Source organism: Allobosea sp. P4_E12 (assembly GCF_056401655.1).
On record NZ_JBFUIY010000001.1, the window covers coordinates 200,301 to 220,058 of the forward strand.

At 64.1% G+C, this 19,758-nt stretch carries 19 protein-coding genes; 11 read left to right on the forward strand and 8 right to left on the reverse strand.

Features of this window, described 5'->3' with window-relative positions:
- Nucleotides 1–36: 36 nt before the first annotated feature.
- Nucleotides 37–459 (forward strand): VOC family protein, encoded by a 423-nt coding sequence (locus AC1DW9_RS00940; RefSeq protein WP_441505288.1) that lies wholly within the window; start codon nucleotides 37–39, stop codon nucleotides 457–459.
- Here AC1DW9_RS00940 and AC1DW9_RS00945 read toward each other — a convergent pair whose 3' ends face one another.
- The 3 genes from AC1DW9_RS00945 to AC1DW9_RS00955 all read right to left on the reverse strand — a co-directional run bounded on the left by AC1DW9_RS00945 (nucleotide 460) and on the right by AC1DW9_RS00955 (nucleotide 4,939).
- Entirely contained in the window at nucleotides 460–1,683 is a 1,224-nt protein-coding gene (locus tag AC1DW9_RS00945) for an MFS transporter (RefSeq protein WP_441505287.1), read from the reverse strand.
- A 204-nt stretch (nucleotides 1,684–1,887) separates the two neighbouring features.
- Complete coding sequence (locus AC1DW9_RS00950; RefSeq protein ID WP_473965327.1) at nucleotides 1,888–3,270, reverse strand: aldehyde dehydrogenase family protein; 1,383 nt, start codon at nucleotides 3,268–3,270, stop codon at nucleotides 1,888–1,890.
- A gap of 13 nt (nucleotides 3,271–3,283) precedes the next feature.
- Nucleotides 3,284–4,939: an acetolactate synthase large subunit gene (locus AC1DW9_RS00955; RefSeq protein WP_441505285.1), complete on the reverse strand. Its 1,656-nt coding sequence runs from the start codon at nucleotides 4,937–4,939 to the stop codon at nucleotides 3,284–3,286.
- A 323-nt stretch (nucleotides 4,940–5,262) separates the two neighbouring features.
- Between AC1DW9_RS00955 and AC1DW9_RS00960 the strand changes: the two genes are divergently transcribed.
- Both AC1DW9_RS00960 and AC1DW9_RS00965 read left to right on the forward strand, forming a co-directional pair.
- Nucleotides 5,263–6,057, forward strand: coding sequence for a hypothetical protein (locus AC1DW9_RS00960; protein WP_441505284.1), 795 nt, complete (start codon nucleotides 5,263–5,265; stop codon nucleotides 6,055–6,057).
- A 59-nt stretch (nucleotides 6,058–6,116) separates the two neighbouring features.
- Entirely contained in the window at nucleotides 6,117–7,160 is a 1,044-nt protein-coding gene (locus AC1DW9_RS00965) for a 2-dehydropantoate 2-reductase (RefSeq protein ID WP_476775154.1), read from the forward strand.
- 28 nt (nucleotides 7,161–7,188) lie between these two features.
- Here the strand turns inward: AC1DW9_RS00965 and AC1DW9_RS00970 are convergent, their stop codons facing one another.
- Together AC1DW9_RS00970 and AC1DW9_RS00975 are read right to left on the reverse strand one after the other, a co-directional pair.
- Nucleotides 7,189–8,898, reverse strand: coding sequence for a putative bifunctional diguanylate cyclase/phosphodiesterase (locus AC1DW9_RS00970; RefSeq protein WP_476775155.1), 1,710 nt, complete (start codon nucleotides 8,896–8,898; stop codon nucleotides 7,189–7,191).
- Nucleotides 8,899–9,261: 363 nt separating this feature from the next.
- On the reverse strand, nucleotides 9,262–9,549 hold the full coding sequence (locus AC1DW9_RS00975; protein WP_069879743.1) for an HlyU family transcriptional regulator: 288 nt from the start codon (nucleotides 9,547–9,549) through the stop codon (nucleotides 9,262–9,264).
- A gap of 205 nt (nucleotides 9,550–9,754) precedes the next feature.
- On the opposite strand from AC1DW9_RS00975, the gene AC1DW9_RS00980 reads away from it, so the two are divergent.
- The 4 genes from AC1DW9_RS00980 to AC1DW9_RS00995 all read left to right on the forward strand — a co-directional run bounded on the left by AC1DW9_RS00980 (nucleotide 9,755) and on the right by AC1DW9_RS00995 (nucleotide 11,615).
- Complete coding sequence (locus AC1DW9_RS00980; protein ID WP_441505281.1) at nucleotides 9,755–10,126, forward strand: hypothetical protein; 372 nt, start codon at nucleotides 9,755–9,757, stop codon at nucleotides 10,124–10,126.
- Nucleotides 10,123–10,674 (forward strand): TetR/AcrR family transcriptional regulator, encoded by a 552-nt coding sequence (locus AC1DW9_RS00985; RefSeq protein WP_441505280.1) that lies wholly within the window; start codon nucleotides 10,123–10,125, stop codon nucleotides 10,672–10,674. The genes AC1DW9_RS00980 and AC1DW9_RS00985 overlap by 4 nt, the downstream gene beginning before the upstream one ends.
- A gap of 176 nt (nucleotides 10,675–10,850) precedes the next feature.
- Nucleotides 10,851–11,168, forward strand: coding sequence for a hypothetical protein (locus AC1DW9_RS00990; protein WP_441505279.1), 318 nt, complete (start codon nucleotides 10,851–10,853; stop codon nucleotides 11,166–11,168).
- 177 nt (nucleotides 11,169–11,345) lie between these two features.
- Nucleotides 11,346–11,615 carry a DUF2798 domain-containing protein gene (locus tag AC1DW9_RS00995; protein WP_476768567.1) on the forward strand — a complete coding sequence of 90 codons (270 nt, stop codon included), beginning with the start codon at nucleotides 11,346–11,348 and terminating at the stop codon, nucleotides 11,613–11,615.
- A 61-nt stretch (nucleotides 11,616–11,676) separates the two neighbouring features.
- On the opposite strand, the gene rpoD is transcribed toward AC1DW9_RS00995, so the two are convergent.
- The 3 genes from rpoD to AC1DW9_RS01010 form a co-directional block, all read right to left on the reverse strand.
- Entirely contained in the window at nucleotides 11,677–13,710 is a 2,034-nt protein-coding gene (gene rpoD, locus AC1DW9_RS01000) for an RNA polymerase sigma factor RpoD (protein WP_476855006.1), read from the reverse strand.
- 199 nt (nucleotides 13,711–13,909) lie between these two features.
- Entirely contained in the window at nucleotides 13,910–15,814 is a 1,905-nt protein-coding gene (dnaG, locus tag AC1DW9_RS01005) for a DNA primase (RefSeq protein WP_441489392.1), read from the reverse strand.
- Nucleotides 15,815–15,921: 107 nt separating this feature from the next.
- The gene (locus AC1DW9_RS01010) at nucleotides 15,922–16,392 is read right to left on the reverse strand and encodes a GatB/YqeY domain-containing protein (RefSeq protein WP_441505277.1); all 471 of its coding nucleotides are present in this window, start codon (nucleotides 16,390–16,392) and stop codon (nucleotides 15,922–15,924) included.
- Nucleotides 16,393–16,539: 147 nt separating this feature from the next.
- Here AC1DW9_RS01010 and carA point away from each other — a divergent pair, with 147 nt between their 5' ends.
- From carA to AC1DW9_RS01030, 4 genes are all read left to right on the forward strand, one after another.
- Entirely contained in the window at nucleotides 16,540–17,748 is a 1,209-nt protein-coding gene (gene carA / locus AC1DW9_RS01015) for a glutamine-hydrolyzing carbamoyl-phosphate synthase small subunit (RefSeq protein WP_476855007.1), read from the forward strand.
- Nucleotides 17,749–17,757: 9 nt separating this feature from the next.
- Nucleotides 17,758–18,084, forward strand: coding sequence for an NIPSNAP family protein (locus tag AC1DW9_RS01020; protein WP_441505275.1), 327 nt, complete (start codon nucleotides 17,758–17,760; stop codon nucleotides 18,082–18,084).
- Nucleotides 18,085–18,259: 175 nt separating this feature from the next.
- The gene (locus AC1DW9_RS01025; protein ID WP_441505274.1) at nucleotides 18,260–19,102 is read left to right on the forward strand and encodes a prephenate dehydrogenase/arogenate dehydrogenase family protein; all 843 of its coding nucleotides are present in this window, start codon (nucleotides 18,260–18,262) and stop codon (nucleotides 19,100–19,102) included.
- A 105-nt stretch (nucleotides 19,103–19,207) separates the two neighbouring features.
- Nucleotides 19,208–19,633, forward strand: coding sequence for a group III truncated hemoglobin (locus tag AC1DW9_RS01030; RefSeq protein ID WP_441505273.1), 426 nt, complete (start codon nucleotides 19,208–19,210; stop codon nucleotides 19,631–19,633).
- Nucleotides 19,634–19,758 lie beyond the last annotated feature (125 nt).

Sequence of the window (19,758 nt, forward strand, 5' to 3'; positions counted from 1 at the left end):
GCTCCTGCGCTATGATCAGTCGTTGAGGAGGACGCCATGACGAGACCACCGGCCATGATTTGCATTTCGCTGCGCTATGCGGATGCTCCGCGCATGTATGACTGGCTGATCGAGGCCCTCGGCTTCGAGAAGCACGCCGCCTATTACTCGGACGACGGCAAGACGCTGCTCCATGGCGAGCTTCGCATGGGCGAGAGCTTCGTGATGCTCGGCTCTGCCGACAACAATCCCTTCGGCAAGCTGGTTTCACGCCCGGCTGAGCTCGGTGGCACCACAGCCTCGCCCTATATCGCAACCGACGATATCGATGCCCGGTGCGAGCGCGCCCGCAAGGCCGGTGCCGAGATCTGCATGGAGCCGACGGACCAGCCCTATGGCAGCCGCGACTTCATCTGCAAGGATCCGGAGGGGCATGTCTGGTGCTTCGGCACCTATCGGCCGGGACCGATGGCGGGGTGATCAGGCTGGCTGCAGCCGCGGCCTTGCCCGCAGCATCAGCCAGGAGACCACGGCGAGATTGATCAGGTTCCAGGCCAGCCCGTTCAGGAAGGCAACCCTGTAGGAGGCAAAGAGGTCGTAGATCAGCCCGGAGATATAGCCGCCGAAGGCCATGCCGAGAATCGTCGCCGACATCACGATGCCGATCCGCACCCCGGCCTCCTTGGCCGGCAGGTACTCGCGGATGATCACCGCATACATCGGCACGATCCCGCCCTGGAACAGACCAAAGATGCCGGTGACGATGTAGAGCGAGGTCAGCCCGTCGAAAAAGAGATAGAGGAAGAGCGCAACACCCTGCATCACCGAGCCAAGCGCCAGGGTTGCCGCTCCGCCGATCCTGTCAGAGACGAAGCCGGAACCGATGCGGCTGACGATGCCGAGCAGCAGCATCAACGAGAGCATTTCGGCGCCACGCGCGACGCCGTAGCCAAGGTCGCCGCAATAGGCGACGATATGGACCTGCGGCATCGCCATTGCGACGCAGCAGGCGAAGCCGGCGACCGAAAGCAGCAATTGCAGCTGGTTCGCTGAAAGGCCGAGATCGCCGCGAGCCCCGGCACTCGAAGCCTCGGCCGCTGCCAGCGTTTCGGCGGCCGGGCGCCTGCGGAAGAACAGGGAAAGCGGCACCAGCACAACCAGCGCCGTCAGGCCGATGCCGATATGCGTGGCGCGCCAGCCATGGTTCTGCAATCCCCAGGTGATCACCTGCGGCCAGATCACGCCCGCGAGATAGCTGCCGGATGCTCCGAAGACCACGGCGAGCCCGCGATGCTTGCGGAACCAGTGCGAGAGATCGGCGATCAGAGGCGAGAACCCCGCAGCGCCGCCGATCCCGATCAGCAGGCCGTGGGCGAGCGCGAATTGCCAGAGCGTGCCGGCAAGACCCGCAAGCACATAGCCCGCACCGAGGAAGACCCCACCCATCACGATCGGAACGACGATGCCGTAACGATCGGCGATCCGGCCCATCAGGATATTGCCGACGCCGAAACCGAGCATGACGGCGGTATAGGGCAGCGAAGCGCCCGCCCGCGCCGTGCCGAACTCAGCCTGAACGGAGGGAAGCACGACGACCACGGACCAGGTGCCGACGCAGGCGACGGTGCCGACGAGCAGCGCCATCGCCAGCCGCAGCCAGGCATAGGAGGAATCAGGCGCGTAGCGCTCGTGCTGAAGAGACATGTTTCCTCGCCGGCCGATTTTAGAGAACGGCTCTCTTATGACGCGGCGATGATTAGGCACCGCGAACCCACGCGGCAAGCGCGCCGGCCGCAGTGGGGCACGGCGTCCGCAGCGCGACGCGGCAGTTCTGGCATGCCAAAGGCAGACGGCGCGCGGGGTGCCTATCCCTCGGCCCGCGAGACCTCGGTTCGCCCGCGGACCAGGCTACGGACGCCGCATCATGATCATCTTCTCCTGCGCCATCTCGCGCATGGTGAAGGGAATGCCGCCAATGCCGTAGCCGGACTCGCGCCGGCCCGCGAAGGGCATCCAGTCGGTCCGAAATGCGGTCGGGTCGTTGATCATCACCGCGGAGGCATCGAGACGGTCGGCGGCCCGCATCGCGACATCGATATCCTGCGCGAAGACGCTGGCCTGGAACGCGACCGGGAGCGAATTCGCCTGTGCGATCGCGTCATCGAGCCGCCGGTAGCGATAGACGCAGGTCACAGGCCCGAAGACCTCTTCGCGCGAGACCTTTGCCTCAGTGGACGGGTCAAGCAGCACGGTCGGTTGCAGGGTCGTTTCCGAGATGCGGCCGCCGCCGACTGCGAGCTTCGCCCCACCGCTCACGGCCTCCTCGACCCACGAGGCGATCCGGTCGGCCTCGCGGGGATGGATCAGCGGCCCGACTTCGGTATCGGCAAGCGTCGGATCCCCGACACGCAGCTTCGCGACCCGCGCGATCAAGCGTTCGGTGAATGCCGCAGCGATGTCCTCATGCACGAAAATGCGCTGCGTCGACACGCAGACCTGCCCTGCATGATAGTAGCCGCCCTTGACGATCGGCTCGATGATGCGGTCGAGATCGGCGCTGCGATCGACGATCGCGGGTGCCGCTCCGCCATGCTCCAGCGCCGAGCGTGCGCCATGGGCAAGCTTGCTGTGCAGATACCAGCCGACCTTCGCCGAGCCGATGAAGCTCAGGAAACCGATGCGCCGGTCTATCGCCAATTTCTCGGCAAGCGCATTGCTCTCAGGAATGAAGCTCTGGCACCAGGCCTCCGGCAAGCCGGCTTCGTGAACGAGAGCCACGAAGTCGCGGCAGGAAAGCGGCGTCGGGCCGGCCGGCTTGATGATCACCGGACAGCCGACGGCGATCGCCGGAGCGACCTGATGCACGATCAGGTTCAGCGGATGGTTGAAGGCCGAGATCGCGGCGACGATCCCGATCGGCTCCTTGGTGGTGAAGGCCCAGCGGCCCGCTCCCGCCGCCGAGAGGCCCATCGGAATCTCGCGCCCGGCAAAATTCCGCAGCTCGTCGGCGGCATTGTGCACGCCGTCGATTGCGCGGGTGGTTTCGACGATGGCGTCCGGCAGCGGCTTGCCACCCTCGCGCGCGATCTGCATGGCAAAATGATCGCGTCGGGCCTCCATGAGACCGGCCAGTCGCCGTAGAATGGCGATGCGCTCATAGGGCTTCAGCCAGCCATCCCGATCCCGGAACACACGTTCGGCCGCCTGCAGCTTGGCTTCGAGCGCAGCAGCGTCATCGGTCTCGATTTCGGCGATAGGAGCGCGGTCAAAGGCTTGAACAATCTGCAGCATCGTCCCTCTCCCGTCAGGCCAGCTCGATATCGGGCGTACGGTTGCGCAACTCGTCCACCAGAACGCGCGTGTTCTCGGAATAGTCGATCGGCACCTCGACGAGATGAACGCCGCCACCCGCGAATGCGGCTTCCAGCGTTGGAGCAAGATCCTCCGCTGCGGCGACGCGAGACCCCTTGGCACCATAGGCTTCGGCATAACGGACGAAATCCGGATTGCCGAAGGTCAGGCCGAAATCCGGGAAATTATCGACCGCCTGCTTCCAGCGGATCATGCCATAGGCATTGTCGTTGAGGATGACGACGACGAGATTGAGGCCGAGCCGGACGGCGGTTTCCATCTCCTGCGAGTTCATCATGAAGCCGCCATCGCCGCAGACGGCCATGACGCGGCGTTCGGGATACAGCATCGCCGCCATCATCGCGGAGGGCAGCCCTGCCCCCATCGTTGCGAGCGCATTGTCGAGCAGCAGCGTATTGGCGACATGGGTGCGGTAGTTTCGGGCGAACCAGATCTTGTACATGCCGTTGTCGAGGCAGACGATGCCATCCTCCGGCATCACCTGGCGTACGTCATGGACGATGCGCTGGGGCGTGATCGGAAAGCGGTCCTCATCGGCACGGTCATTGATCCGCGCCAGGATCCTTTGACGCAGATCGAGCAGCGACACATCGGGTTCAAGCTTGCCGCCGAGCCGTTCGGCAAGCTGCGTCACGGTCGCGCCGATATCGCCGATCACCTCGGCGTCGGGGTGGTAGACCTGCTCCACATTGGCGGATTGATAGCCGATATGGATCACCTTCGGACCGCCAGCGCTCTGCATCAGGAAGGGCGGCTTCTCGACCGTGTCGTGACCGATCGAGATGATCAGGTCGGCCCGGTTCACGGCCTCATGGACATAGTCTCGTTCGGAGAGGGCAGCGGTCCCCATATAGAGGTTCGAGCCGCCGGTGACGGCGCCCTTGCCCATCTGGGTGTTGAAGAAGGGCAGCCTTGTACGCCGCACAAAGGCCGAGAGTGCCTCGACGAGACGCGGCCGGTTGCCGGCAGCACCGATCATGACCAGCGGCCTCTTTGCCGCCAGGATCATCTCGGCCGCGCGGTCGAGCGCCGCGGTCTGCGCAACCGGCCGCTCGAGCGGATGAACCGGGATGACGGGGATGTCGTCGATCTCCTCGGCAGCGACATCCTCGGGCAACTCGAGATGCACCGGCCCCGGCCGTTCTTCCATCGCGACGCGGAAGGCGTCGCGCACAGCAGCCGGGATGCTGGCGGCGCTGACGATCTGCCGTGTCATCTTGGTCAGCGGCTTCATCGAGGCGACGACATCGACGATCTGGAAACGCGCCTGCTTGGCGGTCATGATCGCCTTCTGGCCGGTGATCATGATCATCGGCATGGCACCGAGATGGGCATAGGCCGCGCCGGTCGAAAAGTTCAGGGCACCCGGTCCGAGCGTCGCGATGCAGACCCCCGGTCGGCCCGTCAGCCGACCATGCGTCGCCGCCATGAAGGCCGCAGCCTGCTCATGCCGCGTCAGGACGAGCTTGATACCGGAATTGCGGAGGGACTCGACGACATCGAGATTTTCCTCGCCCGGCACACCGAAGATGCAGTCGACGCCCTCATTCTCGAGCGCCGCTACCAGGAGATCGGACCCCTTCTTCATCACTCGCTGCCTTTCACAAGAGCACTGCCCCGGGGGCAGAGGCTAGAGCGCCGCAGCGCGAAGGGAAAGCGTCATCGGCCACGCTGCCTCGGTATTCGTCGCGAGGACATCCCTTGCCAGGAGAGCCAACCGGCGCACCTGCAGTCGCCCCTCGTCTGCTCATGCCCAAAGATCAGATGCCGAATAGCATCGGCGGCGCGCAATTCCGGTGCACGGAAACTATCGGGCAAACGTGCAGGCTTGGCAGCGGTTGCCGCAGCGTCTCTAGGATAGCCACGCACACTTTCCGATTCGCTGGCCTGGCCTACCCCGGAAAACTGACGATGAACCGGGGACTTTTGCTCGCCCTGATGGCAGCGAGCGCGCCGATCGCGATCGCCACTGCAAGCGAGCAGGATGCCGAGGAGCTCTCGAAACAGCTGCAGAACCCGGTCGCGAGCATGATCAGCGTACCGATTCAAAGCAATTTCCAGTTCCGTGGCGGGCCTGATCGGGATGGCTTTTCGTCGACCAGCAACATCCAGCCGGTCATCCCGGTGTCGCTGAACCAGGACTGGAACCTGATCGTCAGAACAATCCTGCCCGTCATACACCGTGAAAGTTACGGCCCGGCCGATGGCGTGGGCCTCGGCGACACCACCCAGAGCTTCTTCTTCACGCCGAAGACCCCGAAGAACGGCTTCGTCTGGGGTATCGGGCCGGCCTTCATGTGGCCGACGGCAACAAGTGACCGCTTCGGCTCGGGCAAATGGGGAGCGGGGCCGACCGCCCTGATGCTGGTTCAGGACGGAGCATGGACGGTCGGCGGGCTGGCCAATCATATCTGGTCCTATGCCGGCCCCGAAGGACGCAAGGATGTCAGCGCGACGTTCCTGCAGCCCTTCCTGTCTTACAGCCTCGGCCAGGGCCTCAGCCTCTCCCTCAATACGGAAGCAAGTTACGACTGGATCGCCCGGCAATGGACGGTTCCGATCAATGTCGGCGTCGGCCAGGTATTCAAGCTCGGCAATCAGGCGATGAGCGCCGGACTAGGCTTCCAGTACTATGCGGTCAGACCGACCGAAGGGCCGCGCTGGGGCGTTCGTGCCACGCTGACCTTCCTCCTCCCGGAGAAATAGGAGCGAAACGCGCGGGCGTCCGGCTTGCTGCGGATGGAGGCGTTGGGCATCCTTTCCCGATGGCGGGGATCTGCATCTACGGCGCCGGTTCGGTCGGCTGTTATATCGGCGGCCGGCTGCTCGCGGCTGGCGCCGATGTCAGCTTCGTCGGCCGTGAGCGCATCGCCTCCGAGATTCGCCGGCATGGCCTTGCACTGTCGCATTACCAGGGTGGACGCTGGCAGCTCCCGCCATCGACCATCGACTTCTCGACCGTTGCCGGGGCTGCAAAGGCAGTTGGGCTGGTATTGGTGACCGTGAAGTCGGCTGCGACACGTGCTGCCGCTGCCGAACTCGCAACGATTCTCGGCCCCAAGACCATCGTCATCAGCTTCCAGAACGGCCTGGGCCATGCCGACCGTCTGCGTAACGCCTTGCCAGGCCGAACTGTGCTGGAGGGCATGGTCCCGTTCAATGTGGTGATGTCGGGGCCAGGCACCTTCCATCAGGCGTCGCAAGGCGCGCTTGCGGTCAAGGCGCATGCGGAGCTTGATCCCTATCTCGCAGCCTTCACAGCCGCCGGGCTGCCGCTCAGCCAGTACCCGGACATCGTGCCGGTTCAATGGGCAAAACTGCTGTTCAATCTCAACAACGCGATCAACGCACTCGCCAACGTCCCGCTGAAGGAAGAACTGTCGCAACGCGCCTACCGGCGCTGCCTTGCGCTGGCCCAAGCGGAGGCCCTCGCACTGCTGGAACGCTCAGGCATTCGTCCGGCCCGGCTGACGCCATTGCCCGCCAGCTGGCTTCCACGGCTGCTCGATGCGCCTGACTGGGTATTTGCAAGGCTGGCGAGCAAGATGCTGACGATCGCCCCGGTCGCGCGCTCCTCGATGGCGGATGATCTTGCAGCTGGCCGCCCGACCGAGATCGACTGGATCAATGGCGAGGTGCTGCGCCTGGCCGAGCAGCATGGAACACGCGCGCCAGCGAACGAGCGGCTGCATGCATTGGTGCAGGCGGCCGAGAGGAGCACCACGCGCCCGCACTGGTCCGGAGAAGCCTTGTTTGCGGAACTGCGGCAGGCGGCCGGCACGCACGAACAGCGGGCCGTACGGCGATAGCCGCCCCCGGATAAGCAGGCGATGCCGCTCAGGCGCCGCCAGTCAACGGGGCATAGGCCGCGGCATCCAGTGGCCGGCCGAGCAGATAACCCTGCGTTGAGTCGCAACCCTCGCAGATCAGGAAGTCGAGCTGTTCGGGTGTTTCGACGCCTTCCGCCACCACCTCGATGCCCAGGGCATGCCCAAGCTGGATGATGGCGCGGGTGATCGCAACGGCTTCGAGCGTGACGCCGAGCGTTGCGACGAAGCTGCGGTCGATCTTCAGCGTCGTCAGAGGAAAGCGATGAAGATAGGACAGCGACGAATAGCCGGTGCCGAAATCATCGAGCGCGATCCGCACCCCAAGTGCGCGCAGGCGCGACAGGGTTGCCATGGCGCGGTCGGCATCGGTGACCATCACCCCTTCGGTGATCTCGAGTTCCAGCCGCTCCGGATCGAGGCCGGTCTCCCTCAGCACCTCCTCCACGAGGCCGGGCAGCGCGTCAGCCGCGAATTCGAGCGGCGAGATGTTGACGGAGATCCTGAGGGGCTCTTTCCAGCGCACCGCTTCGCGGCAGGCCGCGCGAAGGACGTGAGCCCCAAGCGCGGCGATAAGGCCGCCCTCTTCCGCTGCTGGGATAAACAACGAGGGTGAGACGACGCCACGTGAAGGATGGCGCCAGCGTGCCAATGCCTCGAACCCGACGACGCTGCCATCCGCCCGGAACTGCGGCTGATAATGCAACAGGATCGCCCCGGTCTCGATGGCCTGGCGCAGATGAGCGCGCAGGTCGAGACGTTCGCGCTCGCGCTCCTGCTCGGCAAAGTCAAACATCCGGACGCGGCTGCGCCCTTCGGTCTTGGCGAGACGCAAGGCCGCATTGGCGGCGTCGAGCAATCCGGATTCGCTGTCGCTGTCCTCGGGGAAGCGGGCGCAGCCCATGCTGACGCTCACCGCGTGACGGGCCCTTCCATTGATGAAATCAGCTTCCAGGGCAAAGCGCACCTGTTCGGCCTGCAAGAGACCATGCTCTCCACCCGGGGAGTGTCGCGACACCAGGACGAATTCGTCGCTGCCGATTCGCGCCGCGAAGCTGCCCTCGATCGATCCCAGACGCCTGGCGAGTTCGATCAGGAGGCTGTCCCCAGTTACCTGGCCATACTCCTCGTTGAAACACTTGAAGCGGTCGGGATCGATCCGCATCACAAGGAAGCTCTCGCCTTCATGCTTCGCGCGTTCCATGCGCTCGGCCAGATACGAGCGAAGGGCGAAACGGTTCGGGAGCCCCGTCAGGGCATCGTTGCGGGATAGATGGGCGATCTTCTTCTCGGCATACTTTCGCTCGCTGATGTCGACCAGCAGATTGAAGCCCCCGACGAGCCTGCCGCTGGCATCGAAGAGCGGCGTCGGAAATGGCATGAAAGGGATGCAGCTCCCATCAGGCCGCTCGGCCTGCGCCTCGACGCCCCGGATGGGCCGGCCCTCGCGCAGCGCAATCGCCATCGGGCACTGATCATGCGGCAGATGCTCACCGTCCTTGGTCAGCAAGCGGTGGGAAATGCACCAGAAATCCGCGCCAATGCGCGGTTCGCGGCCGGCAAACTCGGCAGCAGCGCGATTGAAGTAGGTCAGGCGCCCATCGGCATCCGTGACATAGACGGCAGCGGGAAGCTGATCGAGAACGCTCGCAAGCCAGGCGTTATCCTCAGCGCGAGAGCCTAGCAGCGGCATTGCAGCAACAAGGGGCGCGAGATCCACGTCGCTCCCGGCGAAAGTCGCAAGCCCGGATATCACGGCGCCCGCTGCGTTTGCGAGGCGTGATCAAGAGCTTCTGGGTCGGCAGCTGCTCGATGCATCGAGAATTCCGTGTCGCCTCATTCTGTGGTCACTGAGCGATGACAGCACGGAGATGCCAATAAAATATTAAGCCCCCGATCAATTGGGATGGAGAAAACCCGACATACGGAACTAAAGAGACCAAAATATCCAAATTTGAAAATCTATTACGGCAGATTACAACACATAATCTCAAATCTATACGAAATGACACAAGAAAAAAGTCAGATAAAAAGCAAGAATGTCGCAAAGTAAGGAACGATAATCCTCGGGACAGTGGAAATTCTATTTGAAAATGGCTTCACCCTGCTCATCGATGAGCTGCTGCCCCTTCAGCAAGGTAAAGTCGGCGGCCTCCGCCACACCAGGGAAACGATCCGCCCGCACGAAGCGATGCGTCTTCAGGTCACCACCGACATCCTTCTCGATGACGCCGCAAAGCTGATACTGCCCGCCCTCCTGGTAAGGCGTGGCGTGAATCGTGAAGCCTCTGTGCTCCAAGGTCTTGAGCGGTCCAGGGGCCGGTTTCTCGGCCTTCTCACCAAGGCCGAACAGGGATTTCAGGAATGACATGGGGCCTCCATCGCGATCTCGATCTGTATAGGGCAGAAACAGCCCGAGAGGGAGCCAGCCTCGTGCATCTTCACATATATTGAGCGACGCGGGCGCTCCTCAGCGATTGTACAACTCGCCATCGCACGCGTCCCCTGGCCTCCTTGCCACACATAACGTTTAATACCATACTGTATGGTATTAAACGAACATCGAGTGCACTCGGATGAATGGTTGGTTCCTGGGCGCTGCAGCGATCGCAGTCTTGACCTGCGTGATCCATGTCTGGCTCGGTGGGCGCGAAGTTGCCCAGCCGCTCCTAGCCTCCGGCGGGTTGGGCAAGGTGCCCAAATTCACCAATTACTATTGCTGGCACCTGGTCACGATCGTGCTGGCGGGGCTCGCGCTCGCTTTCGGCCTCGTTGCCTGGCACGCAGGCAGCCGCGACCTTGGGGCGTTTGCGACAGGGTGCGCTGGACTCTTCGCCCTCTGGAGCCTGGCCATGATCCGGCGCTTCCGGCTGAGACCCACTCATTTCCCGCAATGGGCCCTGTTCATTCCCATGACCGCCTGCGGCGCACTGGGGTTGTGGTGGTGAAGGCAGCCGCCCGCCGTTTCTCGCAGAAGGATTGGCTCGACCTCGGCCTCGAGGCGCTTGCTGAAGCCGGCCCTGCCGGCGTGACCATCGAAGCGCTCTGCCGGCGCGGCGGCAAGACCAAGGGCTCATTCTACGCGCATTTCGTGACGAGCGAGGCCTATCTCAGCGCACTCGCGGAGCATTGGCGCGAGGCTTACACCCGCCGGCTCGTCGAAGCCGCCGATACCGGCGAACATCCGGACGCCAGACTCTCCGTCCTCGACCAGATGGCGCTGCGCCTCGACAGCCGCGTCGAGCAAGGCATGCGCCGGCTTGCCGCCAACGACACCGCCGTGAGGCGCGTTTGCATCGAGGTGGACCGTGAACGCATCGCCTATCTCGCCGGGCTGCACCGGGCCTCCGGACGCTTCGATGACAAGAATGCGCTCGCTCTCGCTCGTCTCGAATACGCAGCCTTCATCGGCTTCCAGCAGATCGACACAGGCGCCGGCAACGCGGGCGCGGCCGAGAGTTATCGGCTGCTCCTCAAGCTCGCCGGCAGGACCTGACCACCGCATGGTGAAGGGCCGGACCTTGACCTCACCGTTCAGTGATCCCCCCATCGACTTTCGGCGTTTCTTGAAAGCAGGCAACCCGGATCCCACGTTTTAAGGGTTCAGGGCGACCGTCGTGCCCCTTGACGCCAGGTTCATCTCTCGCGGCGCCTCTGAATAGGGAGGTGGCCATGAGACGGATCAGGACGCTGTCGTCCCTGCTGCTCGCACTCGCCACAGTGAGTTACGCGGGTACTGCGCAAGCACAGGCGCCGCGAGGGCCGCCTTGCGCAGCGCGAAGCGAAGTCGTCGGACATCTGCGCGACATTTACGGCGAACACCTTGTCGGCAACGGCCTCGCCGAGGGCGGCTATATGCTTGAGCTCTTTACGGGCCCGGCCGGTAGCTGGACCGTTTTTGCCACCACGCCCGAAGGCATGAGCTGCCTGATTTCGGCAGGCAACTCATGGGAGCCGCTGCCAAGGCCCGACATCTTCGCCGGCCGCTGAATCGGAAGGGGAATGTGGTGCTTGGCAGGAGGCCAGGCAGCGGTTAGAAGGCCGCATCGCTCCAGGGAGTGGTCGTAAGCGTCTCACGTCAGGCAACGCATCCACCGCGGCGTTGCGCCGATGGATGCCGAAAGCGCCTCCCCAAGCGACACCGCCTGTCCTGAGAGCTCGTTCTCCATGTCTCCGACTGACGTCTCACGCCCGCGCTGCAAGCTGCCGGCACGATATGCCGGCATCGTCATGCCCTTCATCCTGTCGATCGTAATGACCTTCATCGTCTCAGGCATCTCGACATTGAAGGCGCTCGGTCCTTCCATGACCGCGCTGCAGACTTGGCCCGCCTCCTGGGCCCTGTCCTGGCTGGTCGCCTTCCCGACTTTGCTTGTCGTGCTGCCCCTCGTGCGACGGCTAGTGGCACTTGTCGTCGCCACGCCCAGCCAAGGCTGAAGGTCCCCCTCAAAAGGAAAGGGCGGCTCGCGCCGCCCTTCGCTGATCCCGAGTGCTGAGTTCAGTTGTCGAGGAAGCTGCGCAGCTTCCGCGACCGGCTCGGGTGCTTGAGCTTGCGCAGCGCCTTGGCTTCGATCTGACGGATACGCTCGCGCGTCACCGAGAACTGCTGGCCGACCTCTTCGAGAGTGTGGTCGGTGTTCATGCCGATGCCGAAGCGCATGCGCAGCACACGCTCCTCGCGCGGCGTGAGCGAGGCCAGCACCCGCGTCGTCGTCTCGCGCAGATTCGACTGGATCGCCGCGTCGATCGGCAGGATCGCGTTCTTGTCTTCGATGAAGTCGCCGAGATGCGAATCTTCCTCGTCGCCGATCGGCGTTTCCAGCGAGATCGGCTCCTTGGCGATCTTCAGCACCTTGCGCACCTTTTCGAGCGGCATGGCGAGCTTCTCGGCCAGCTCCTCAGGCGTCGGCTCGCGGCCGATCTCGTGCAGCATCTGGCGCGAGGTCCGGACGATCTTGTTGATCGTCTCGAYCATGTGCACCGGGATGCGGATGGTGCGGGCCTGATCGGCGATCGAGCGTGTGATCGCCTGCCGGATCCACCACGTCGCGTAGGTCGAGAACTTGTAGCCGCGACGATACTCGAATTTGTCGACCGCCTTCATCAGGCCGATATTCCCCTCCTGGATCAGGTCGAGGAATTGCAGGCCGCGATTCGTGTACTTCTTGGCGATCGAGATCACGAGACGCAGATTGGCCTCGATCATCTCCTTCTTCGCCTGCCGGGCTTCGCGCTCGCCCTTCTGGACCATCAGCACGATCTTGCGGAATTCCTGGATCTCCAGGCCGGTCTCGGAGGCAAGCGTGTGGATGTCCTCGCGCAGCTCCTTGATCCGGTCCTTCTCGGACCCGACGAATTCGCGCCAGCCGCGCGAACCGAGCTTGGAGACGCGCAGGACCCATTTGGGGTCGAGCTCGCCGCCGACATGCTGCTTGAGGAAATCGTCGCGCGCGACGCCATAGGTTTCGGCCAGGCGGAGCAGGCGCGTCTCATGCGAGATCAGGCGCTTGTTGATGTCGTAGAGCTGCTCGACAAGCGCTTCGATGCGGTTGTTGTTGAGCGAGAGCGACTTCACCGCGGTGATGATGTCGTCCTTGAGCTTCTTGTACTTGCGATCCTGCGACGGCGAGAGCTTGGTGTTCTCCAGCCGGTTGGCGATATCCTGGTCCTGCAGACGCCGCAGCTTCTTGTAGTTGTCTGCGATCGAATCGAAGGTCTCGAGCACGCGCGGCTTCAGCTCGGCTTCCATTGCCGAAAGTGAAACGTTGTTCTCGATGTCGTCGTCATCCATCTCGGGCGGCGGTTCGCCACCCTCGCCACCGAAGGCCGGGGCGCCGCCTGCCGGCTGGCCTTCGCCTTCTTCGCCCTCTTCACCCGGCAACTGCACCGGATTCTTGCCGTCGGGACCGGCATAAGTGGCTTCGAGATCGATGATGTCGCGCAGCAGAACCTTGCCGTCGACGAGTTCGTCCCGCCAGATAATGATGGCCTGGAAGGTCAGCGGGCTTTCGCAGAGCCCGGCGATCATCGCCTCGCGGCCGGCCTCGATGCGCTTGGCGATCGCGATTTCGCCTTCGCGCGACAGGAGCTCGACCGAGCCCATCTCGCGCAGATACATGCGGACCGGATCGTCCGTGCGCTCGGTCGGCTCGAGATTGCGCTTGACCTCGACCGGCAGCGCCGAACGGGAGGTCTCGACGAGATCGCCCTCGCCTTCTTCGTCGTCGCCGCCGCCGTCCTTGCCGCGCTGGGCGCGTTCCTCGCCGGCGGCCTCGGGATCTTCGTTGTCGACGACGTTGATGCCCTGCTCGCTGAGCTGGCCAAGCACGTCCTCGATCTGCTCCGAGGAGAATTCCTCGGAAGGCAGGACTTCGTTCAGTTCGTCATAGGTGACATAGCCGCGCTTCTTGGCGAGCTTGATCATCCGGCGTACGGCCTGATCCGTCAGATCCAGCAGCGGCCCATCAGTGGTCGGGGGGGCTTCCGGTGCGACCTGATCGGTCTTTTCCCGTTCGCTCGCTTTAGTCGCCATCAATCAGCGCTCCGCACTCTCGCGTGGCAGGAGGCGCGAAGTGCCCCATGTCGACGCATAAAAGGGCGGCGCGGCCGCTGGTCCGGCGCGCTCACCCCACCCAAATCATCTCGACCAGATGGACCCGATCCTCCTTAGGAATCGTGAACCACCCATGCCCCGTGCGACAGTGACGACGACAGCGAAAGCTATGTTCCGATCAATCACCTGCCATGGCCTCGGTGCCCTCGAGGTTCTCGAGCCGGGCCTTGACGTCTTTGATCCAGGCGAAATTTGCTTCAGTCGCTTCGTCAGCCAGTGCGCGCTCGGCTGCCTTCAACTCGCTATGTAACGTTCGCGCCCGATGATGCAAGACGATTGCCTGACGAATCGATTCAAAAACTGATTCCGGATCAGCCGCTTGGGCGAGTTTCAGCCGCTCGGCCGGACCTGTGACGGCCATCAGCGCAGCCCTGGCTTCCTGGACCCTTGGCTGGTCGAGCCGATTCGCCAGGGCATCCTGATCCAGCCCGTCGCCGAAGGCGGCATCGAGCAGCACCTGCCTGAAACGCTCGGCCGCCATGCCGTCGAGCGAAAGCTCCGACAATTCATCGGCGCAACGCAGGATCAATCCGGAATGGCTCGCCAACGCCAGCAGGATAAAGGCCTCGCGCTTATCCTCGCCGCGCCCTTGCGACACGATGCGCGAGCGCGAAAGCTGCGAGCTTGCCCTCAGCGGCACGGCCTGGCGGTTCGCACCGCCGCCACCACCGCCCTGCCCGCGATTGCCGGCGCCGCCCCGCCCCCGTTGCTGCCCGCCTCCACCGAAATTCCTTTCGGCGCGGGCAGGAGCAGCACTGGTGAAGAGCTGAGACAGCCGCTCTTCCATCTCGATGCGATAATGGCGCCGCGTCACCTCGTCGCGGATATGTCCGAGCGCCTCCTTCAGCCGACGTTCGAAGGCCGCCCGGCGCTCGGGCGTATCGAGCGACCCGGCTTCGACCTCGCGGTTCCAGAGCATGTCGACCAGCGGCCGCGCCGCCTTGAGCACCTCGGCGATCGCGACCTTGCCGCCGGAGCGTGCCAGGTCATCCGGGTCCTGCCCGTCCGGCAACAGGGCGAAGGCGAGCGACTTCCCGGGCTCGAGCAGCGGCAAGCCGATATCGATCGCACGGCTCGCGGCCTTGCGCCCGGCCTTGTCGCCGTCCAGGCAAATCACAGGCTCGTCGGCCATGCGCCAGAGCAGGCCGATCTGGTCCTCGGTCAACGCCGTGCCAAGCGGGGCAACGACCTGCGGGAAGCCCGCCATCGTCATGGCGATGACGTCGACATAGCCTTCGACCACGATGACCTGCCCGACATCATGAGCAGCCTTGCGGGCATTGTGGTGGTTGAACAGCAGCCGCCCCTTGTGAAAGAGGGGTGTCTCCGGCGAATTCAGATATTTGGCGGAAACCTCGGCACTCATCGCCCGGCCGCCGAAGGCGATGACCCGCCCGCGCGCATCGTGGATCGGGAACATGATCCGGTCGCGGAAGCGATCATAGGGCACGGCGATCTCATCGCCATGGATCAGCAGCCCGGCCTCCATCATCAAGGCGGCATCGACCCCCTTGCCCGCCAGATGGTCGCGCAGCGCGAAGCGATCTGGCGGCGCGTAGCCGATGCGAAACTGCCTCCTCGGCTCTCCGTCGAGGCCGCGGCCCGACAGATAGCGCCGCGCCGCGACGCCACGCTCGGCGGCCAACTCGGCTTCGAAGAAGCACGCCGCAAGCTCCACGACCTCGTGGAGCCCCTTGCGCCTCTCCTCCTGGACCTGCGCCTCATGCGTCACGGTCGGCAGGATCACGCCGGCCTGGGAGGCCAGCTTCTCGACCGCTTCAGGGAAGGAGAGCCCTTCGGTCTCCATCACGAACTTGAAGATGTCGCCGTTCTTGCCGGAGGAGAAATCGAAGAAGGAGCCCTTCTGGTCATTGACGAAGAAGGACGGTGTCTTCTCGGCATTGAAGGGCGAAAGCCCCTTCCATTCCCGCCCGGCCTTGGCGAGGCGCACGCGTTTGCCCACGACCGCCGAAACCGGCAGCCGCGCCTTGATCTCCTCAAGGACGGATGGGGGGAACTTCATGGCTTCCTATGTGGGGCCTGGCGCACAGGAAGCCAATCGCCGATCCGCAAGCGGACCGGCTTATCGGCTCTATCCACAGCACCGGCGCCCCCGGCACTCGCTTGCGATCAACCGCCGAGCGCAGCCTTCACCAGACCGCTCGCCTTGGCGAAGTCCATCTGGCCCGCGTAATTCGCGCGCAGGGTCGCAATGACCTTGCCCATGTCCTTGACCGAGGCCGCGCCGCTCTCGGTCACTGCAGCCGCAATCGCCGCCTTCACCTCGTCCTCATCCATCTGCTTCGGCAGATAGGCGGAGATGACGTCGACCTCGGCACGTTCGCCGGCAGCAAGCTCCGGACGGCCATTGGCGTCGTAGATCGCGATCGATTCCTGGCGCTGCTTGATCATCTTCTGCAGCAGAGCGAGGATTTCGTCGGGAGAGGCCTCGCCCTTGCCGGCGCCGCGCGCCTCGATGTCCTTGTCCTTCAAGGCGGCCTGGATCAGGCGGATCGCGCCGACCTTGCCCTTCTCGCCGGCCTTCATCGCTTCTTTCAGCTCGCTGGTGAAGCGCTCACGCAGGCTCGTCATGTTCGTCATTCCCTTTTCTTGTATCAGGCCGGCGCAGGCCTCGATTGACGACGTGGACCGGCGTCTTTAAGGCTCGCGTTCCAGATCGGCGGAGCGCGAAGCCGCTGCCCCGCCCCACACATTGCCGCCTCGTCGCGGCCTGGACGAGACATAGACATGACCGCTCCCGAAGGAAACCCCGCCACCGGCGGCTGGACAGAACCGCGCGCGACCGCTCTCCTCGTGCTGGCCAACGGCACCGTGCTGGAAGGCTTCGGCCTCGGCGCCGTCGCTGAAGCGCCGGGCGAGGTCTGCTTCAACACGGCGATGACCGGTTATCAGGAAATCCTGACCGACCCGTCCTATGCCGGGCAGATCATCACCTTCACCTTCCCCCATATCGGCAATGTCGGCGTCAACGACGAGGACACCGAGACGGTGAACGCCGCGGCGTCCTCAGGCGTGCGCGGCATCGTGATCCATGCCGACATCACCGAACCCTCGAACTGGCGCGCCACGCGGCATCTCGACGCCTGGCTGAAGGCTCGCAACATCGTCGGCATCGCCGGCGTCGATACACGCGCCCTGACCGCCTTGATCCGCGACAACGGCATGCCGAACGCGATCCTCGCCCATAATCCCGACGGCATCTTCGATCTTCCCCGTCTCAAGCAGCAGGCCGCCGCCCTGCCCGACATGGCCGGGCTCGATCTCGTGCCGCTGGTCACCGCCGCCCAGCGTTACGACTGGAGCGAGACGCCGTGGCAATGGCCCGCCGGATACGGCAAGCGCGAGAGCGCGGCACACAGGGTCGTCGCAATCGATTATGGCGTGAAGCGCAACATCCTGCGCCTGCTCGCAAAGGCCGGCTGCGAGGTGACCGTAGTGCCTTCGACAACCAGCGCCGCCGACATCCTGGCGCTGAGCCCCGACGGTGTTTTCCTCTCCAACGGCCCTGGCGACCCCGCCGCGACCGGCGAATATGCCGTGCCGGTCATTCGCGAACTTCTCGACCGGAAGATTCCGACTTTCGGCATCTGCCTCGGCCACCAGATGCTCGCGCTCGCCATTGGCGGGCAAACCATGAAGATGAAGCAGGGGCACCACGGCGCCAACCATCCAGTGCAGGACAAGACCACCGGCAAGGTCGAGATCGTCTCGATGAACCACGGCTTTGCCGTCGACCCCACGACGCTTCCGGCCAATGCGAAGGAGACGCATGTCTCGCTCTTCGACGGCTCGAACTGCGGCATCGCCCTCGACGATCGGCCGGMCTTCAGCGTCCAGCACCATCCAGAAGCCTCCCCCGGGCCGCAGGACAGCCATTATCTCTTCGCCCGCTTCGTGGAGTTGATGGAAACCGAAAAGGCCAAGGCCGCAGCCTGAGGCGACGCGATGCTCCACCAGTTGCGCATCTACGAGATCTTCGAACGCAACAAGTCGGCTTTCCATGCGCGCTTCCGCGACCACGCGGCGCGCATCATGGCGCGCCACGGCTTCGAGATCGTGGGGATGTGGGAAACCCGGAGCGCAACGCGAACGGAATTCGCCTATATCCTTGCCTGGCCCGACGCCGAGACCAAGGCAGCGCGCTGGGCGAGCTTCATGGCCGATCCCGAATGGACCGAGATCAAACGCGTCACCGCGATCGAGCATGGCGACCTCGTCGGCGCCATCGAGGATCGCCTGATGGTGCTGACCGACTATTCCCCCAGGCTCTGAGTTGACAGGCCGACCGGCCCGCGGTTTAAGCGCGCCATGACCATGTCCTGCCTCCTCGCGCGGAACTATTACGCCCCGTCCTCATAAGGCGGTGGCATTCCCATGTTCAACCGCCGCGCTGGCGGTTGAATTCAGGCAGTCACCCGGCATCGCGGCCTCCATTAGGAAAAACGCGATGCACTCCTCCCGCAAAACCGTCTCGTCTATCGGCATCATGGGCTTTGGCGCGTTCGGCCGACTCATGGCTCGTCATCTCCAGCCACATTTTCCGCTCTTCGTCTGCGATCCCGAGCGGCCGCCCGATGCCGACAGAGCGGGCAAGGGCCTCGTTCCATCGAATGTGAAGACAGTCGGCGCCTGCGATGTCGTGATCCTCGCCGTGCCGGTCGATCGGATCCAGACCGCGATTGCGGCCCTTCGGCCGCATCTGCGGGCGGGCGCGCTGGTGCTGGATGTCGGTTCGGTCAAGATTGGCCCGGCGCGCGCCATGCAGGCCGACCTGCCGGAAGACGTCGACATTCTCGGCACTCACCCGCTGTTTGGTCCGCAAAGCGCACGTCACGGCATCAAGGGACTGAAGATTGCGCTGTGCCCGGTCCGCGGGCACAGCGGTCCGCGCGTCGCCGCCTTCCTGCGCAAGGTGCTCGGATTGAGGGTGATCATGACCACGCCCGACGCACATGACCGCGAAACAGCCATGGTTCAGGGCCTGACACATCTGATTGCCAAGATCCTGGTGCGGATGGAGCCGCTGCCGCACCGCATGACGACGGCCAGCTTCGATCTCCTGATGCAGGCGACCGATATGGTCCGGCATGATGCGCCGAACGTCTTCATGGCGATCGAGCGCGCCAATCCACATGCCAGGGCAGTCCGCGACAGGTTCTTTGCCCTTGCCGAGGAGATGCGGCAGTTGCTGGAAGACGATCACCTCGCCCGGCCCGCGCAGACCCTGTCTCGGAGATCCGCAGCCGAGGCCAGTGTCCAGGCATGGCCGGTGATTGGACATGGCAAGTGACGAGGCATGGCAGGTGAGCTTGAACAATCGACCACGCCGCATAGATCTCGCCGCAAGCCGCCAGCACATCCTGACGCGCAGCGGCGGCTGGACCGCAGGAAGACAATGACCGACAATCCGCTTGCCGATCCGGCCACCGCCCATCCCGACCTCGACGAGGCGACAATCGGCCTGCTCGTCCGCACATTCTACAGTCGGGCGCGGCTGGACGACGTGATCGGACCGGTATTCGAGGCCGCCGTCGATGATTGGGATGACCATATCGGCAAGATCAGCGAGTTCTGGAGCAGCGTGATGCTGCGCACCGGTCGTTATGGCGGCCGGCCGATGCGACCGCACCTGATCCTGCCGCTGGAAGGCAGGCATTTCGACCGCTGGCTCGAACTTTTCGAGGCGACAGCGCAGGAACTCTGTCCGCCTGCCATCGCCCAGGCCTTCATCATACGGGCACGCCGGATCGCCGATAGCTTCGAAATGGCGCGGGCGTCGCAGCGCGGCGAAGTCGGAATACCACGCCATAGCGCGAGGTGATCACCGAGGGCGGAGAGGCTTGCTGCGAGCCGATCCGCCTATGCGCTCTCAGTCGACGTCGCGGTTTTCCCTTACGACATCGCGGCGGAAATGCGCCCAGTTCAAATAGCAACTTGCTCTTTTTG

Excerpts from the sequence above, each read along its gene's own strand:
- AC1DW9_RS00940 (WP_441505288.1), top strand. The coding sequence starts at position 37 with ATGACGAGACCACCGGCCATGATTTGCATTTCGCTGCGCTATGCGGAT.
- AC1DW9_RS00945 (WP_441505287.1), bottom strand. The coding sequence starts at position 1,683 with ATGTCTCTTCAGCACGAGCGCTACGCGCCTGATTCCTCCTATGCCTGG.
- AC1DW9_RS00950 (WP_473965327.1), bottom strand. The coding sequence starts at position 3,270 with ATGCTGCAGATTGTTCAAGCCTTTGACCGCGCTCCTATCGCCGAAATC.
- AC1DW9_RS00955 (WP_441505285.1), bottom strand. The coding sequence starts at position 4,939 with ATGAAGAAGGGGTCCGATCTCCTGGTAGCGGCGCTCGAGAATGAGGGC.
- AC1DW9_RS00960 (WP_441505284.1), top strand. The coding sequence starts at position 5,263 with ATGAACCGGGGACTTTTGCTCGCCCTGATGGCAGCGAGCGCGCCGATC.
- AC1DW9_RS00965 (WP_476775154.1), top strand. The coding sequence starts at position 6,117 with ATGGCGGGGATCTGCATCTACGGCGCCGGTTCGGTCGGCTGTTATATC.
- AC1DW9_RS00975 (WP_069879743.1), bottom strand. The coding sequence starts at position 9,549 with ATGTCATTCCTGAAATCCCTGTTCGGCCTTGGTGAGAAGGCCGAGAAA.
- AC1DW9_RS00980 (WP_441505281.1), top strand. The coding sequence starts at position 9,755 with ATGAATGGTTGGTTCCTGGGCGCTGCAGCGATCGCAGTCTTGACCTGC.
- AC1DW9_RS00990 (WP_441505279.1), top strand. The coding sequence starts at position 10,851 with ATGAGACGGATCAGGACGCTGTCGTCCCTGCTGCTCGCACTCGCCACA.
- AC1DW9_RS00995 (WP_476768567.1), top strand. The coding sequence starts at position 11,346 with ATGTCTCCGACTGACGTCTCACGCCCGCGCTGCAAGCTGCCGGCACGA.
- dnaG (WP_441489392.1), bottom strand. The coding sequence starts at position 15,814 with ATGAAGTTCCCCCCATCCGTCCTTGAGGAGATCAAGGCGCGGCTGCCG.
- AC1DW9_RS01010 (WP_441505277.1), bottom strand. The coding sequence starts at position 16,392 with ATGACGAACATGACGAGCCTGCGTGAGCGCTTCACCAGCGAGCTGAAA.
- AC1DW9_RS01020 (WP_441505275.1), top strand. The coding sequence starts at position 17,758 with ATGCTCCACCAGTTGCGCATCTACGAGATCTTCGAACGCAACAAGTCG.
- AC1DW9_RS01025 (WP_441505274.1), top strand. The coding sequence starts at position 18,260 with ATGCACTCCTCCCGCAAAACCGTCTCGTCTATCGGCATCATGGGCTTT.
- AC1DW9_RS01030 (WP_441505273.1), top strand. The coding sequence starts at position 19,208 with ATGACCGACAATCCGCTTGCCGATCCGGCCACCGCCCATCCCGACCTC.